The 14,717-nt window shown below is 58.4% G+C and carries 13 protein-coding genes and 1 pseudogene; 7 read left to right on the forward strand and 7 right to left on the reverse strand.

Going from position 1 to position 14,717, the window contains the following annotated elements; genetic code table 11:
* Positions 1-170 precede the first annotated feature (170 nt).
* Positions 171-2,399 carry an LTA synthase family protein gene (locus OQ460_RS04785; protein ID WP_410020738.1) on the forward strand — a complete coding sequence of 743 codons (2,229 nt, stop codon included), beginning with the start codon at positions 171-173 and terminating at the stop codon, positions 2,397-2,399.
* A gap of 24 nt (positions 2,400-2,423) precedes the next feature.
* Here OQ460_RS04785 and OQ460_RS04790 read toward each other — a convergent pair whose 3' ends face one another.
* Positions 2,424-2,696 (reverse strand): YebG family protein, encoded by a 273-nt coding sequence (locus OQ460_RS04790; protein WP_410020739.1) that lies wholly within the window; start codon positions 2,694-2,696, stop codon positions 2,424-2,426.
* A gap of 353 nt (positions 2,697-3,049) precedes the next feature.
* Between OQ460_RS04790 and OQ460_RS04795 the strand changes: the two genes are divergently transcribed.
* Positions 3,050-3,496 carry a phosphate-starvation-inducible protein PsiE gene (locus OQ460_RS04795; protein WP_410020740.1) on the forward strand — a complete coding sequence of 149 codons (447 nt, stop codon included), beginning with the start codon at positions 3,050-3,052 and terminating at the stop codon, positions 3,494-3,496.
* 4 nt (positions 3,497-3,500) lie between these two features.
* Here the strand turns inward: OQ460_RS04795 and OQ460_RS04800 are convergent, their stop codons facing one another.
* The 3 genes from OQ460_RS04800 to OQ460_RS04810 all read right to left on the reverse strand — a co-directional run bounded on the left by OQ460_RS04800 (position 3,501) and on the right by OQ460_RS04810 (position 6,705).
* The gene (locus OQ460_RS04800) at positions 3,501-3,818 is read right to left on the reverse strand and encodes a DUF3509 domain-containing protein (protein WP_410020741.1); all 318 of its coding nucleotides are present in this window, start codon (positions 3,816-3,818) and stop codon (positions 3,501-3,503) included.
* Positions 3,819-3,982: 164 nt separating this feature from the next.
* Positions 3,983-5,269 (reverse strand): serine/threonine transporter, encoded by a 1,287-nt coding sequence (locus OQ460_RS04805; RefSeq protein ID WP_410020742.1) that lies wholly within the window; start codon positions 5,267-5,269, stop codon positions 3,983-3,985.
* A gap of 59 nt (positions 5,270-5,328) precedes the next feature.
* On the reverse strand, positions 5,329-6,705 hold the full coding sequence (locus tag OQ460_RS04810) for an L-serine ammonia-lyase (RefSeq protein ID WP_410020743.1): 1,377 nt from the start codon (positions 6,703-6,705) through the stop codon (positions 5,329-5,331).
* A gap of 137 nt (positions 6,706-6,842) precedes the next feature.
* Between OQ460_RS04810 and OQ460_RS04815 the strand changes: the two genes are divergently transcribed.
* Both OQ460_RS04815 and OQ460_RS04820 read left to right on the forward strand, forming a co-directional pair.
* A complete protein-coding gene (locus tag OQ460_RS04815) occupies positions 6,843-7,790 on the forward strand; it encodes a LysR substrate-binding domain-containing protein (RefSeq protein ID WP_410020744.1) in 948 nt (315 codons plus the stop codon).
* A 212-nt stretch (positions 7,791-8,002) separates the two neighbouring features.
* On the forward strand, positions 8,003-8,410 hold the full coding sequence (locus OQ460_RS04820) for an HPF/RaiA family ribosome-associated protein (RefSeq protein ID WP_410020745.1): 408 nt from the start codon (positions 8,003-8,005) through the stop codon (positions 8,408-8,410).
* Positions 8,411-8,499: 89 nt separating this feature from the next.
* Here OQ460_RS04820 and fecA read toward each other — a convergent pair whose 3' ends face one another.
* The 3 genes and pseudogenes from fecA to OQ460_RS04835 form a co-directional block, all read right to left on the reverse strand.
* Positions 8,500-10,845: a TonB-dependent Fe(3+) dicitrate receptor FecA gene (gene fecA / locus OQ460_RS04825; RefSeq protein ID WP_410020746.1), complete on the reverse strand. Its 2,346-nt coding sequence runs from the start codon at positions 10,843-10,845 to the stop codon at positions 8,500-8,502.
* Between the two features lie 89 nt (positions 10,846-10,934).
* Positions 10,935-11,868 (reverse strand): annotated as a pseudogene (locus OQ460_RS04830) (FecR domain-containing protein).
* Positions 11,865-12,353: a sigma-70 family RNA polymerase sigma factor gene (locus tag OQ460_RS04835; protein WP_410020747.1), complete on the reverse strand. Its 489-nt coding sequence runs from the start codon at positions 12,351-12,353 to the stop codon at positions 11,865-11,867. The pseudogene OQ460_RS04830 and the gene OQ460_RS04835 overlap by 4 nt, the downstream one beginning before the upstream one ends.
* A 158-nt stretch (positions 12,354-12,511) precedes the next feature.
* On the opposite strand from OQ460_RS04835, the gene OQ460_RS04840 reads away from it, so the two are divergent.
* From OQ460_RS04840 to OQ460_RS04850, 3 genes are read left to right on the forward strand one after another with little or no spacing between them, the layout of a single operon-like run.
* Positions 12,512-12,814 (forward strand): DUF3649 domain-containing protein, encoded by a 303-nt coding sequence (locus OQ460_RS04840; RefSeq protein WP_410020748.1) that lies wholly within the window; start codon positions 12,512-12,514, stop codon positions 12,812-12,814.
* Positions 12,811-14,385 (forward strand): PepSY-associated TM helix domain-containing protein, encoded by a 1,575-nt coding sequence (locus tag OQ460_RS04845; RefSeq protein ID WP_410020749.1) that lies wholly within the window; start codon positions 12,811-12,813, stop codon positions 14,383-14,385. Before OQ460_RS04840 ends, OQ460_RS04845 begins: the two co-directional genes overlap by 4 nt.
* Positions 14,385-14,711, forward strand: a complete 327-nt coding sequence (locus tag OQ460_RS04850) for a DUF3325 domain-containing protein (protein WP_410020750.1) — start codon at positions 14,385-14,387, stop codon at positions 14,709-14,711. The genes OQ460_RS04845 and OQ460_RS04850 overlap by 1 nt, the downstream gene beginning before the upstream one ends.
* Positions 14,712-14,717 lie beyond the last annotated feature (6 nt).

Raw genomic sequence — 14,717 nt, forward strand, 5'->3', positions numbered from 1 at the left:
CCGCAAAACGTCCGCGAACTATGAGTATTCAATACGATAGCCCCTCAGGGCTTGCTGCCTTCAAGGCACTGGACTCTGCGCTGATGGACCCTACTCTCCACATTTTTGACGAATATCCCCGCCAATCTGCCGTCGCTTGATACCATCCAGCACACTTATATGAAGATTTAATGTCTGGAAGGGCTTTTTTTGTGAATGTCATCCTTCACTGGTTGCGCCAACCTTATGCGCGCCTGATCGCTTTGGTCGGGCTGGTTTTGATCGTGCCTTTTTGCCTGCGGGCGGCACTGGGTTGGTCGAACCCACTCGGCTACCTTTCGGATATGGGTATTGCGAGCCTACTTGTCGTTCTTCTATATCGCCGCCCCTGGTGGCTAGCGCTTCCAGTGTTGCTGGCGTGGGGGGGGATGACGCTGGCGACTGCCGAACTGGTGAGTGCGGTCGGCAGGCTCCCAACTCCCTCGGACGTGCACTACCTGATTGACCCCCAGTTTCTGGAAAATTCTACCGGTAGTGGTTTTGCCCATCCGTGGCTGGCGGCTGCCCTTGGTCTTGGGCTAGTGATTTGGCTGATGACGTTGTGGCTGGGGCGATCCGCTTCGCCAGCGAGCTTGCCCCGAAGCGCCTATGCAGTTCCGTTGGTGCTGCTAATCGCCCATTGGGGAGCTCAGCACCTATCGCCCTCCGAAGAGGATCAATGGCGCTTGTTCAATCTCCCACATCAATTGTTGTCGGCCAGCGTTGGCAATGTGCAGATACGCGCCGAAGAGTGGCTGGAAGGTGACGCCGTTGATGTCCCCCCACAAATGGCGGGGCTCACTCAACTTGATCTGGACGGACAGAAACTGCTCACGGCGCGAGGGAGTGCGCGCAATGTGCTGATCATCACGCTGGAGGGTATTCCCGGAGCCTATGTGGGAGTCAACCGCCAGGCCCTGAATAGCAGCTATCAGGAAAACCTCATGCCCAATCTCAGTCGCTGGGCGGAACGCGGCATGAATACGCCGGACTATGTATTGCATAGCCATCAAACCATTCGCGGTTTGTACGCCATGCTGTGCGGCGATTACGACAAGCTGGACAACGGCACGCCCAAGGGGGTCGAAATGTTGACCCAGAACAAACGTAATAAGGCGTGCCTGCCGGCCCAGTTGCGCAAAAAGGGGTTTGCCACTCATTACCTTCAGGGTGCCGGCCTGCGTTTCATGGCCAAAGACAAAATCATGCCGCACATCGGTTTCGATGCTACCCATGGCTTGGAATGGTTCACCAATAATAATTATCTGGAGTTTCCCTGGGGCAAAGATGACAAGGCGTTCTTTGAAGGGGCACTGGACTACGTTGGCCAGCTGAAAAAACAGAAAAAACCCTGGATGCTGACTCTGCTGACCGTTGGCACCCACCAGCCTTATTCGGCCCCTGAAGATTACCTGCAGCGCTATGACAGTCCTAAGCAGGCTGCGGTCGCGTATCTGGATGATGCACTTGGGCAATTCCTTGACGGCCTGGAGCGCAAGGGCGTTTTGAAAGATACCTTGGTGGTGATCACTTCGGACGAATCCCACGGCCTGGAGAGAGTGCGCCTGGCGTCCTCCTGGGGATTCAACCTGATGCTGGCGCCAGAGCAGAGCCAGCTACCCAAAGTGAAGTCCGGGGTCTATGGCCATGTCGACCTGAGCGCCTCGATACTCGACTATTTTGCCTTGCCAGTCCCCTCGGCCTTGAGTGGTCGCTCGCTGTTTCGCGACTATGAAACAGGTCGTGAAATCATGTCGTTCACCAATGGCAAGCTGCGTTATCACGATGGCAAGGGAACGTTCACCGAGTGTGACTTTCAACAACGCTGCCGGTATTACGCCAGTGAAGGTTTTATCGCCGATCGCGCGACATTGACCGGCCGGTACGGCGGTCAGCGGGCCCGACAAATTACGGCCAGAGCGACCGCGCTGGATCATTCATTGCTCCGGACACCGTTGAATCAGCATCTGCAGTTTGGTAGCTCTGCGATTATCCCACTGCCAGCGCAGATCAGGGATGATTGGGCTGATAACCTCATAGGCGCCCAGTATTTGGAAATGCCCGAGGGCTCGCATACTCGCGTACGCCTAGCGGTGCGCTCGGTAGATCCGCAACAGGACGTCTATGTGCGGCTCAAGGCCAAAGAACTTGAGCAGGATGTCCAGTTGGGCCTGCCAGACGAAATGGTCATTACTGCCGACCGACCACTGGAAATGGATTTCAATTTTGACAATCCGAAGCTGCGCAAGGCGTTTTCGTTCCACTTGCTGGGCTACGGCTCGGGTTCCATTGAAATAAGTGACTTCAGTGTGATAACCGAGCTGCCACAAGCCCCCGAGGAGCGAGAAGAGAGCCTGGTTGACAGTGGCGTCTCAGGCTAAATAACCGCATATGGCTGGGAGCCCTCAAGCCGAGGGCGTTTCAGCCTGCGTTTCGTTGAGTTCTGCCAGGGCACCCACGTTGTTCTTGAATGCCGCGGCGAATATCGCTCGGTTTTTTGCCATGTAAATACTGGCATCTTCAGCCTGCTTTTCTGTCAGGCCCACAACGTTTTTCAGCAGGACGTCGGTCAATGACTCTGCGAGTTCGAGCATCTGGTCATGGGCATCCGCCAGCTTACGATCCACGAATGTAGTCTCCAGGTCGCGGGTACTGCGATACAGGGTTTCAACAGCCATTTTTGGCCTCGTCATCAGGTGCAGTATTAAGGGGTATCAGCCCCGTTTTGCGTGTGAAAGTGCGTTATCGGGCTTTCGATTACTGTATTTATATACAGCTAAAAGCATAAGCCAATCCACGGGCTTTGGGTAGTCGCTTTTTAATGTAGTCGGAAAATAAGGTTTGTCGCAGCCACGGAGCCATGAGGAAAAGAGAAGTGCCTCATATCATCCAGCCATCATCTTATTCTGCAATTCCTGGCCTTTTTTCTGCATGCACAGCTTTCGTCACGCCGAACGGGCATTATCCGCACGGCATCAGCGTGGCGGGCGGCGTTAGAAGTCGGCTAATTTTTATCCAGTGGTGGTGAGTAATGACAGAAATGAGATGGGCGGAAAAGCTGCGCAAGAGCTTGCATGCGAATGCGGATTCGCTGGGTAACCTGGCGGTGGAGGCATTTCATTATTTGGCGCTTTTTGGCATCGGAGCGATCACCGCGTACGCGGCGATTCTGACTTTTATCGAAATGCTCCAGAAAGGCGGGATCAGCGTTGACGATATTCTGCTGCTGTTTATCTACCTGGAATTGGGGGCGATGGTCGGCATCTATTTCAAGACCAACCACATGCCTATCCGCTTCCTGCTCTACGTAGCCATCACCGCGTTGACCCGTTTGCTGATCGGTGATGTGTCCCACCACAATGCCCCGGACCTGGGGATTATTTACCTGTGTGGCGGGATCCTGCTGTTGGCGTTCGCGATCCTGGTCGTGCGCTTCGCATCTTCGCGTTATCCGTCGGTCAAGGAAAAGTCGGAATAGCGAGTCAGACTCCGGCGGCCACGGGTGGTCGGCTGCCGGGCTTGCGCTGCAAGAGCTTGTGGTTGTCGTCATCGGTCATCGTTGCCAGGATGTCGATGGCGCAGTGCCCTTGTTCAATGGCGATGCCGAACTGCACGCTTTGCAACAGGCGCTTGAGCCTTTTCGGGTTGTTGCGCTGTTCGGCACTGATCATGCGTTTGGCGACGATGCCGCTGTCGTCGGACAGGGTCAGCATGATGCAGCCGTCCGGGCGCTGGATGCTCAGGTTCACCCGATACCTGGGCGTGAAGGTGTCCGTGATGGTCTGAAAAGGGTTGTCCATGGTGCGTTACCGCCTGATATGAGCATGCAGTCATTGACGACCCGTGTCGGGAATAGTTCGTGTTGCCCGATCACCGGCAATCCCCCGCTGAGGTTTTCACAAGGTCCGTTGTCCTCATTGGATGTACAGCAAGGGGCGTGCCGTCTTTCTATGGATGATCCGTTTCAGGGCATAAACGAGAAAACGATCGCAGACAGCGCGACCAGACCGATCACCACCACAAACACATTCGACAGCTGACCTGAGTACCGGCGCAAAGACGGCACACGCTGGATCGCGTACATCGGCATCAGAAACAGCAGGCAGGCAATAATGGGGCCGCCCAGTGTTTCGATCATGCCCAGGATGCTTGGGTTGAAGGTGGCGACGGCCCAGCAGGTCAGCACCATGAACAGTGCGGTGCAGCGTTCCAGCCAGCGCGCCGATAAGGTGCGGTTGCGGCTGCGCAGGGATTTGACGATCAGCCCCTGGAAGCCTTCGCTGGCGCCGATGTAGTGGCCGAGGAAGGATTTGGTGATCGCTACCAGGGCGATCAACGGCGCGGCATAAGCGATGACTGGGGTCTGGAAGTGATTGGCCAGGTACGACAGGATCGAGATGTTCTGCGCCTTTGCCGCTGCCAGGTCAGCCGGCGACAGGGCCAGCACGCAACTGAAGCAGAAGAACATCACCGTCAGCACCATCATGCTGTGGGCTATCGCCAGGATGCCGCTGCTCTTGCGTTCGGCTTGCGGGCCGTACACGCGTTTCTGGTCGACGGCGAACGCCGAGATGATGGGGGAGTGGTTGAAAGAAAACACCATCACCGGGATCGCCAGCCACAGGGTCTTGAAGAACGCAGGCAATGGCATGCCCTCGGCTGCGGAGGCAAAGAACGCACCGTTCCAGTTTGGAATCAGGCTGATTGCCAGCAATAGCAAGGCGGCGACGAACGGGTAGACCAGCACGCTCATGGCCTTGACGATCACACCCTGGCCGCAGCGCACAATGGCCATCAGGCCGAGAATCAACACCAGCGACAGGATTGCCCGTGGCGGTGGCGTCATGTGCAATTGATGCTCCATGAAACTGCCTAGGGTGTTGGTCAGTGCGACGCTGTACACCAGCAGGATCGGGAAGATCGCGAAGAAGTACAACAAGGTGATCAGCTTGCCGGCGCCGATGCCGAAATGTTCTTCCACCACTTCGGTAATGTCGCCGGATCTGCCTGACAACACAAAGCGTGTCAGCCCACGGTGGGCGAAGAACGTCATGGGGAAGGCCAGCAACGCCAGCACGACCAACGGCCAGAAACCACCCACACCGGCGTTGATCGGCAGGAACAGTGTGCCGGCACCGATGGCCGTGCCGTAAAGGCCCAACATCCAGGTGGTGTCGTGTTTGCTCCAACCGGTGGTGACAGTGGTCTCTACAGGTGGATTTTCGGCAGCGGGTGTACGTACATCGGTCATCGTTATTGCCTCATTATTATTTTTGCGCGGGCTCACGTTGGGGCGGTTAGAAGTGCTCCTCAGCACTCCACCCAGCTGACCGCCAGGCCGCCCCGTGAAGTTTCTTTGTATTTGTCATGCATGTCGGCGCCGGTGTCGCGCATGGTGCGGATCACCCGGTCGAGGGAAATGAAGTGTTTGCCGTCGCCGCGCAGCGCCATTTGCGTGGCATTGATGGCTTTGACGGCGGCGATCGCGTTGCGCTCGATGCACGGCACCTGAACCAGGCCGCCCACCGGGTCGCAGGTCAGGCCCAGATTGTGTTCCAGGCCGATTTCGGCGGCGTTTTCCAGTTGCTCCGGGGAGGCTCCGAGGATGTCAGCCAGGCCGGCAGCGGCCATTGCGCAGGCTGAACCGACTTCGCCTTGGCAACCGACTTCGGCGCCGGAGATCGAGGCGTTTTTCTTGCACAGAATGCCGACCGCTGCTGCGGCGAGGAAGAAATTGACCACATCGTCGTCAGACGCCTCGGCGTTGAACTTCATGTAGTAATGCAGCACGGCCGGGATGATTCCCGCTGCGCCATTGGTTGGGGCGGTGACCATGCGTCCGCCGGCGGCGTTTTCTTCGTTGACGGCGAGCGCGAACAGGTTGACCCATTCCATGGCCGAGAGCGTAGAGGTGATGACATTCGGCTTACCGATTTCCAGCAAGCTGCGATGCAGCTTTGCGGCACGGCGCGGTACATCCAGGCCGCCCGGCAAGATGCCTTCGTCGCGCAGGCCTTGCTCGACGCATTCGCGCATCACCGACCAGATATGCAGCAGGCCGCTGCGAATCTCCTCGTCACTGCGCCAGGCCCGTTCATTGGCCATCATCAACTCTGAAACCCGCAGGCCGTGCTTGTTGCACAACGCCAGCAGTTCGGCGGCGCTGGAAAAGTCATAAGGCAATTGAACATCGCTTGCCGCGCCAGTGCCGGAATCGGCTTCGGCGGCGTCGATGATGAAACCCCCGCCTACCGAATAGTAGGTTTGCTCGCTCAGCAGGCCGTCTTCCCCGTAGGCATGCAAGGACATGGCGTTTGGGTGGTAGGGCAGGCTCTCGTCCAGCAGCAGGAGATCGCGTTGCCAGTTGAAGGTAATGAGCGCTTTACCTGCCAGAAGCAGCTGGCCGGACTCACGCAATTGCTCGATACGCGGGCCAATCGAGGTAGGGTCGACGCGATCTGGCCATTCGCCCATCAAGCCCATCACGCATGCGCGGTCGGTAGCGTGGCCGACTCCAGTGGCGGAAAGAGAGCCATACAAGCGGATTTCCACGCGGCGGATTTGTTCCAGCAATTGCTGGTCCAGCAGGGCCTGGGCGAAGGTCGCTGCTGCCCGCATGGGGCCGACGGTGTGAGAGCTGGACGGGCCGATGCCGACTTTGAAAAGATCAAAAACACTGATAGCCATGCTAAAGCCTTGCAAATAATGGAGTAGGAATCGCTGCCATTTTTTGTAGGACAAGCGGAATCGGCGCGATACTGCCCCTCTGGCTCGGCACTGACCAACGAATTATTCTAAGAAACCCTTTAGCAGGACTAAACACTATGGCTCGTCCGCTCCACGCTCAGACTTATGTCTGGCTGCATGTTTTTGCCTGCGCCGCGCGGCATTTGTCTTTTACCCGTTGCGCCGAAGAACTGCATATCACCCCGGGGGCTGTCAGCCAGCAGATTCGCCAGTTGGAAGAGCGCCTGGGTTTTCGTTTGTTTCATCGACGCGCGCGCGGCGTGGAGTTGAGTGCCGAAGGGCAGCGATTGGCAATTACCGTGAGCGAGGCCTATGGCAGCATCGATGCCGAGTTGCAGCGTCTGGATGCCGGAATGATCAGCGGCACCTTGCGGCTGCGCTCCATTCCTTCCTTTCTCGGTAAATGGCTGACGCCGCGTCTGCCGCGTCTGCAGCAACGGTTCCCGGATATTCAACTGCGGCTGGTAGCCGAAGACAGCAGCATCGCCCTGCATGAGGGCGACTTCGACTTGGCCATTGACCTTAACGACGGCAGTTACCCCGGCCTGTTATCCACAGCGCTGCTGGATGAGCAGATTTTCCCGGTCTGTGCGCCGAGCCTGTTACGCGGTCGCCCGCCGCTCCATGGTCCGGCAGACCTGGCCCATTTCCCGCTGTTGCACGACATCACCGCCTGGCGTGGCAGTTATGAATACGCAGAGTGGGAGTTTTACCTGAATGCCATTGGCTACGATGGCGCAGATGTGCGGCGCGGGCACACGTTCAATCGCAACCACCTGACTATCGAGGCGGCCATCGCCGGCATGGGTGTGGCGATTGCCAGGCGTACCCTGCTCAATGACGAATTGGAGCGCGGGACCTTGATTGTGCCGTTCGGTTTGGCGGTACCCAATCACAAGCGTTATGTACTGCTGTATGCGCCGGGTGCGCTGAGTCATCCGGGTGTGCGGGCGGTGCATGACTGGCTGGTGGAAGAGGCAGGGATTTTCCGCGGGTTGCACCCGTTGGGAGAGGGGCAATTATAAAGAGTTTTGCGTATAGGAGCCTATACGTAACTCCCGACGATAACAGTGCTTTTACCCGTTGTCAGACTTAATTTGTAATGTGGGATTTATCTTTGCAAAGGGCTTGAATTGTTTTGCCGTCTGCCCAATTGTGTAATCAAGAGGTCATGGTTTCACCGTACCGGTGTTGCAGTTGTGACCTCTCGCGAGCTAGCTGAAATAAGGGAAGAACTATGCAAATCCAAGTCAATAGCGATAACCATATTGAAAGCAGCATCCGACTGGAGGAGTGGGTACGTACTACCATCGAGAGCACGCTCGAACATTATGAAGAGGACCTGACCCGCGTTGAGGTCTACCTGCGGGATGAGAATGGCGACAAGCCAGGCCCCCACGATTTAAGTTGCCGACTGGAAGCACGGCCAAAGGGCCATCAACCCATTTCAGTCATTCACAAAGCCGATACCCTGGAGCAGGCAATCGACGGGGCGGCGACCAAGCTCGATAACGCGTTGGAGCATCTTTTTGGCAAACTGCAAGGCAAGCCTCGCGCTGCTAAAAGCACGCCAAACAATAAAGTCGATGATGCCGCTCTTGAAGAGGAATTTCTGGAAAACGAACAGGCTGCGCTTAACAGCTGATAGCTGAGAGTTTTTCAACCCAATAGAAACGGGCCTGCAGACGCAGGCCCGTTTTTTTGGCTAGTACATTCCAGAGGATCTTTTGCTCGTCAGAACGCTACCGAAGTCTGCACATACACCGTGCGCGGTTCGCCCACATATTTGCCCTTGTTGTTGTCATCGAACGAACGGGTGTAGTACTGGGTATTGAAGATATTCTTCACCCCCACAGCAACATTCAAATCCGCCATCTGGGGGCCGAAATCATAGGCGGCGCGGCTGCTGAATAGCATGTAGCCGGGGATGCGTCCGGTGCTGCCGTCGGCGCTTTCGGCCTGAGTGTTGGCGTTGTCGGCGAACTGGCTGCTCTGGTAGGTGCTGTCCAGATTCAACTTCCACGAGCCTTCGGTGTAGCCCACGCCCAGGGTGCCTTTGTGCTTGGACGAGAAAGGCACGCGGTTGCCTTTGTTTGGGCCGTCTTCGCGGATGGTGGCGTCGACGTAGGCATAGCTTGCATACACATCAAAACCTGCCAGCGCCGGGCTCAAGCCATCAAGGGCGTAGTTGATGCTGGACTCGATGCCCTGATGACGGGTTTCGCCCCGCGCGATCACCGAGTCATTGGTCTGGTTGCTTTCATATTGATTATCGAAGTTGATCAGGAACGCGCCGATTTCTGCACGTAACGTCCCATTGTCGTAGCGCGTACCCAGTTCCCAGGTGCGCGCCTTCTCTGGCTTGACTTCGCCGCTACTCACGCGGTTGGGCATCTGGCTGTACTGCACGCTGCCGAAAGAGCCCTCGGTGTTGGCGTAGAGGTTCCAGTCTTCGGTCAAGTGATAGAGCACGTTCAGCGCTGGCAGGGCAGTGTTGTAGTCACCCTTGTATTTGACGTTGCTCAGGTTGTTGGTCTGCTGGGACTTGATCATTTCGTAACGGATGCCCGGGGTCAGGGTCCACTTGCCGATATCAATCCGATCATCGAGAAAAAACGCGTTGGCTTCGGTGCCGCCACGGGTATCGCGGTCGTTGCGGCTGTCAGTGGTAGGGATCTGCTGGTTGGCGGTGATCGGCGTGCGGTAGCGCAATTCATGCCCGGCTTCGTTGATATAGCGGTAGCCGACGCCCACTTCGTGGCTGGTCGGGCCAAGGTCAAAGCCCTGGGCGAAGCGGGTTTCCAGGCCGCGTACCCAATATTCGCGTGGCGACAGCGACAAGAAGGAACCCTGGTCCAGGTAGCCACTGCGCAAGGTCTTGGTGAAGAAGCTGTTGACGGTAAATTCTCGGCGGTCTTGCTGATAGCGATAGCCCACGTTGAACATCGTGCGGCGGCCCCAGAACTTGTCGTAGGGGCGAGTGGATTGATACGGGTCGGCCTTGTAGTTCGCCGCACTCAAGCCGCCCGGCATATCGGCCTGGCCTTCGTAGTATTGGGCCATGGCGTTGAAGCTGTTGGCGTCGTCCAGTTGGTAATGGCCCTTGAGGATCAGGTCGTCGATTTGCGTGTCGCTGTGTTCGCGCCAGTCACCACCCCGCGTGCCGGAATACAGGAGCGCACCGCCCAGGCCGTTGTCTGCAGTGCCGCCGACCAGCAGGTTGCCGGTGGTCTTGAAACCATCGTGGCTTGCGGACGGGCTGGTTTCGGTCTGCAAGCCGCCCTTGACTGTTGGTTCATCGGGAATCGCCCGGGTCACGAAGTTGACGATGCCGCCCACGTTCTGCGGGCCATACCGTACGGCACCGCCGCCGCGCACCACATCCACAGCATCCATGTTGCCCATGCTGACCGGGGCAAAGGACAGTTGCGGTTGGCCGTAAGGTGCGAAGGGTACCGGAATACCGTCCATCAATACCGTCGAGCGCGATGCCAGGCGCGGATTGAGCCCGCGAATCCCGAAGTTCAGCGCCATGTCGTGGCTGCCGGTGCCGTTGTTTTGCGGGGCATTGACCCCAGGAATGCGATTGAGCACATCCCCCGCCTGAGTGGCGCCCTGGCGTTCGAACGCCTCGCGGCGGATCACATCGCGCGCGCCGGGATGTTCGAAGACGTTGGTTTGCGCGGCATCGCCCAGCCAGTCACCGACTACCTTGGAGGTGTCCAACTGCAATGTGGCTGGCGCATCCAGAGGTTGCAGGCTATAGGCGTTGCCGCCTTCGGCGCGGGCTTGCAGGCCTGTGCCTTCGAGCAGTGTGCTCAAGCCATCTTCTGTGCTGTAGCTACCTGTCAGGCCCGGACTTTTGGCGCCGGCAGTCACTTCGGAGCCAAAGGAGATCAGCACGCCGGCTTCGCGACCGAATTGATTCAACGCCGCCTCCAGCGAAGACGGTGCGATGTGATATGCCTTGGTCTCGGCGGCGATGGCGTAGGGCAGGGCGCCGAAACTGAGGCTGGCGCCCAGCAACAGGTGGCGCAGCGTGCGAGCGAGTGGCGTCAGGCGGGTCGATTGCTGGGGCATGAAGGCGTTCCTGAGAAGGTAAAGTCATGGTGGCTTTCCTTCTCTGTCACGCCAGGTATGGAAAACGGCTCACGGTGGCAAAAAATAATTCAGGCACGGGCTTCGACGTTTACCCAATAACGGGTAAAACGCCGTACTTTTACCGGCAGGCTGATTTCCAGCAGGTCGAGAATCCGTTCGCTGTCGTCCAGCGGATAACTGCCCGAAATCAGCAGGTCGGCCACTTGCGCATCGCAATGCAGTTGGCCCCGACGATAGCGTCCCAACTCGTCGAGGAAGTCCGCCAGGCGCATGTGTGCCGCCATCAGCATGCCATCGGCCCAGGCGCCGGTACTCGCGTCGGTGGCGCGAGGCGTTGCGGGTCAGGTTCACTTGCCGGGACTTTTCCAGGGGCAGTGGCAGGCCGCTGTAGGCATGGGGCGTTATCTCGACTTGTCCGTCCAGGACGGCCACATGGGTGTGAGCACTGAACTGGCGCACATTGACCAGGGCCGCCTGGACACTGAGCAATCCCTGGCCAGTGATGACCTGCAACGGTGTGTGTGCCCGGAGCAATATTTCGCCTTCGAGCAGGCGAACCAGGCGCTGAGGACCGTCGAATTGCACATCTACCGCGCTGGCAGTATTGAGTTGCAGCTGACTGCCATCGGCCAATTGCACCTTGCGGCGCTGGCCAGTCGGGCTGCGGTAGTCGGCGCTGAGCGGCGGGATCAGGTGCTGTTGGCGCAAACCCCAGGTCGCCGCGCAACCTGCGCCCAGAATAAGCAGGAGCTTGAGCGCGTGGCGTCGACTGCTGGATTTGGGCGCATTCAAGGCTGCATGAGCCAACGGCGAAGGCATCCCGCGCAGACGCTGGTTGACTCGCTGGATATGCTCCCAGGCCCGCTGATGTTCGCTGTGGGCATCCAGCCATTGCTGCCAGCTGGCCTGTTGCCGTGGATTGAGCGGGCCTTGCTGCATTTCCATTAACCAATGCACAGCCTGTTCGGCGACTTGGGTCGAGAAATTCGCGGAAGCGTTCATAGGGCGAAGTAGCAGCGCATGGCTGCTTTGTGCAGATGACGTTTGACGGTAGCGATGGAGATCCGCAGTTCGGCAGCGATTTGCGCGTAGGTCAGACCGTCGAGTTGCGACAGCAGGAAGGCACGCTTGACCTGTATCGGCAAACCGTCGAGCAGTTGATCCAGCTCCATCAAGGTTTGCAGGATGATCGCCCGGTCTTCTTCCGACGGCACGAACTGTTCGGGCATTTGCGCCAGGGTATCGAGGTAGGCGCGTTCCAGGTCCTGGCGCCGGTAATGGTTGTACAGCACGCGCTTGGCAACAGTCGTCAGGAAGGCTCGGGGTTCAAGCAGCGCTGGTGTTTCCCGTGCGCTCAAGATGCGGATAAACGTGTCCTGGGCCAGGTCGGCAGCGCTTTGCGGGCAGCCGAGTTTGCGTCGCAGCCAGCCGGTGAGCCAGTAGTGATGGTCGTGATAAAGAATTTCGACGGGAGTGGATGACCGCATCTGCATGCTTCAGATAACGAGAATTGTTCGCATTGTAGTGGGCGCGGGCAGTATTCGGCAATCAGCACGAGATCAATGGATTCCCTTTATCCGTTCTCTTTTGCTTATGAGAATATTTATCATTAGACTCGCGGCCTGATGAATCAGGCGACACCAGTATGAAACGCAAAGCATCACTTCCTCTTTCCTATCGTCTGGCCGTGGCTTCGCGGGTGCTGGCGGCCGTTGTCGGCGGTTATCTGCTGGCATCCCTGGCCAGCGTCTGCATGACCTTGTGGTTGCCGGTGTCCCGTGCCGATGCAGTGGTCAGCGGCATGTTGAGCTCGTTCGTGTTCTATCTGCTGGCCGTAATCTGGTGTTTTGCCTGCAGCAGTGCCACTCGCGCCTGGCTCGGGGTACTGGTGCCGAGTGCTGTGCTGGCGGCCTTGGCGGGATTGGCCTATTGGATGACCCGAGCATGAAAGAAGGTTTCCGTCAGGCAATGGCCTGGCTGCACACTTGGGTCGGGTTGATTTTCGGCTGGTTGCTGTTCGCGATATTCCTGACCGGCACCCTGGCCTACTTCAACGACGAAATTACCCATTGGATGCAGCCGGAAGTACCGGCGCGTACCGTCGACGATGCCCGCAGCCTGGCCGTGGCCCAGGATTACCTGCAGCAACATGCACCCACCGCCGCCCGCTGGTTCATTAACCTGCCCACCCATCGCGATCCCGGTTTGTCGGTGATGTGGCAAGACAAGATCGACCCCGGCAGGCGCGGTAATTTCATCGAAAAACTTATCGATCCGCTTACTGGCGAGCAGGTCCAGGCCCGGGAAAGCAGAGGAGGCGATTTTTTCTACCGCTTCCACTTCCAGTTGCAGATGCCGCATCCCTGGGGCCGCTGGCTGTCGACGATTGCTGCGATGGTGATGTTTGTCGCGCTGATCACCGGGATCATCACCCACAAGAAAATTTTCAAGGACTTCTTCACCTTCCGCCCGCGCAAGGGCCAGCGCTCCTGGCTCGACGGACATAATGCGGTAGGTGTGCTGGTGTTGCCGTTCCACCTGATGATCACCTATAGCAGCCTGGTGATCTTCATGAGCATGGTCATGCCTGCGAGCATCATTGCGTCATACGGCGACGACACGCGAGCATTCTTCAATGACGTTTTCCCGTCCACCAACAATGCGCCGGCCCTTGGCCAGCCGGGCAAGCTATTGCCGCTGGGCCCACTGGTCGAACAGGCCAAGGCACGGTGGGGCGGAGGGCACGTCGGGCGGCTGGCGGTGAACAATCCGGGGGATGTGAACGCGTCGGTCAACGTATTTCGCGCCGGGTCTGACCGGGTCGTGCATGACTTCGGCAGCACGGTGTCCTTCAGCGGTACCCGCGGCGAAGTGCTCAGTGCCAGTGCCGGGCAATCCTTGCCGATGGCCATTGGCGGCAGCTTCTACGGCCTGCACATGGGCCATTTCGCCGGCCCGGTGTTGCGCTGGTTGTACTTTATTTGTGGTTTGGCAAGCACCGTGATGATCGGCACCGGGCTGGTGATCTGGCTGGGCAAACGCCAGCTCAAGCATGCGAAAAGTGGCGTGATGCCGTTTGAGCTGCGACTGGTGGAAGTGCTGAACATCGCCAGCATGTCCGGGCTGGTGATCGCTATCGCGGCATTCTTCTGGGCCAACCGCGTGCTTCCCGCTCATTTTGCCGAGCGTTCCGCCTGGGAAGTGCAGAGCTTCTTTGTGGCCTGGGGTCTGACGCTGTTGCACGCCATGCTGCGCCGCGGCCATCGGGCCTGGGTCGAGCAGTTGGGAGTTGGCGCGTTGCTGCTGGCGGCAGTGCCGTTGCTTAACGCATTGACCACTTCCGAACACTTGGGCGTGTCCCTGGCCAAAGGCGATTGGGCGATGGCGGGTTTTGACCTGGCATGCCTGGGCAGCGGGATCTTCCTCGCCTGGGCTGCGTGGAAAATGCAGCACCGCCAGCCCACCCAGTCCAAGGCTGAGCGCACCCATGGCTTGACCCTCAAAGGTGAGATGAACTGATGCTGCTGGCCTTGTTGCTGTGTTACGCCGGTTTTAGCGCGTTGTGTCTGTCCATGGACCGCCACCATGGCGAGCTGTTGCACCGCAAGCCATCGCCGCGTCGGCGCCTGGTTTTGCGCCTGGGCGGCTGGTTACTGTTGTTGGTGTCGATCTGGCCGGCGGTGCATCTGGCCGGCTGGAGCAGAGGCCTGGTGGAGTGGTGCGCGGTGTTGATGCTCAGTGCGTTGTTGCTGGTGCTGCTGTTGCCGTATCGACCCAGGCTGGCCTTGATCCTGGCCGGTGCGGGCCTGCTGGCCAGCCCGGTCGCTGCCTTCGCGGTCTTTTGAGCGCCC

Origin of the sequence: Pseudomonas imrae, from assembly GCF_046352735.2 — a bacterium.
In the GTDB taxonomy this organism is placed as follows: Bacteria; Pseudomonadota; Gammaproteobacteria; order Pseudomonadales; family Pseudomonadaceae; genus Aquipseudomonas; species Aquipseudomonas imrae.

Bases quoted from the DNA above. Each gene is read 5' to 3' on its own strand.
- OQ460_RS04790 (WP_410020739.1), bottom strand. From the start codon at position 2,696: ATGGCTGTTGAAACCCTGTATCGCAGTACCCGCGACCTGGAGACTACA.
- OQ460_RS04800 (WP_410020741.1), bottom strand. From the start codon at position 3,818: ATGGACAACCCTTTTCAGACCATCACGGACACCTTCACGCCCAGGTAT.
- OQ460_RS04820 (WP_410020745.1), top strand. From the start codon at position 8,003: ATGCAAATCCAAGTCAATAGCGATAACCATATTGAAAGCAGCATCCGA.
- OQ460_RS04850 (WP_410020750.1), top strand. From the start codon at position 14,385: ATGCTGCTGGCCTTGTTGCTGTGTTACGCCGGTTTTAGCGCGTTGTGT.
- OQ460_RS04785 (WP_410020738.1), top strand. From the start codon at position 171: ATGTCTGGAAGGGCTTTTTTTGTGAATGTCATCCTTCACTGGTTGCGC.
- OQ460_RS04840 (WP_410020748.1), top strand. From the start codon at position 12,512: ATGAAACGCAAAGCATCACTTCCTCTTTCCTATCGTCTGGCCGTGGCT.
- OQ460_RS04815 (WP_410020744.1), top strand. From the start codon at position 6,843: ATGGCTCGTCCGCTCCACGCTCAGACTTATGTCTGGCTGCATGTTTTT.
- fecA (WP_410020746.1), bottom strand. From the start codon at position 10,845: ATGCCCCAGCAATCGACCCGCCTGACGCCACTCGCTCGCACGCTGCGC.
- OQ460_RS04805 (WP_410020742.1), bottom strand. From the start codon at position 5,269: ATGACCGATGTACGTACACCCGCTGCCGAAAATCCACCTGTAGAGACC.
- OQ460_RS04835 (WP_410020747.1), bottom strand. From the start codon at position 12,353: ATGCGGTCATCCACTCCCGTCGAAATTCTTTATCACGACCATCACTAC.
- OQ460_RS04795 (WP_410020740.1), top strand. From the start codon at position 3,050: ATGACAGAAATGAGATGGGCGGAAAAGCTGCGCAAGAGCTTGCATGCG.
- OQ460_RS04845 (WP_410020749.1), top strand. From the start codon at position 12,811: ATGAAAGAAGGTTTCCGTCAGGCAATGGCCTGGCTGCACACTTGGGTC.
- OQ460_RS04810 (WP_410020743.1), bottom strand. From the start codon at position 6,705: ATGGCTATCAGTGTTTTTGATCTTTTCAAAGTCGGCATCGGCCCGTCC.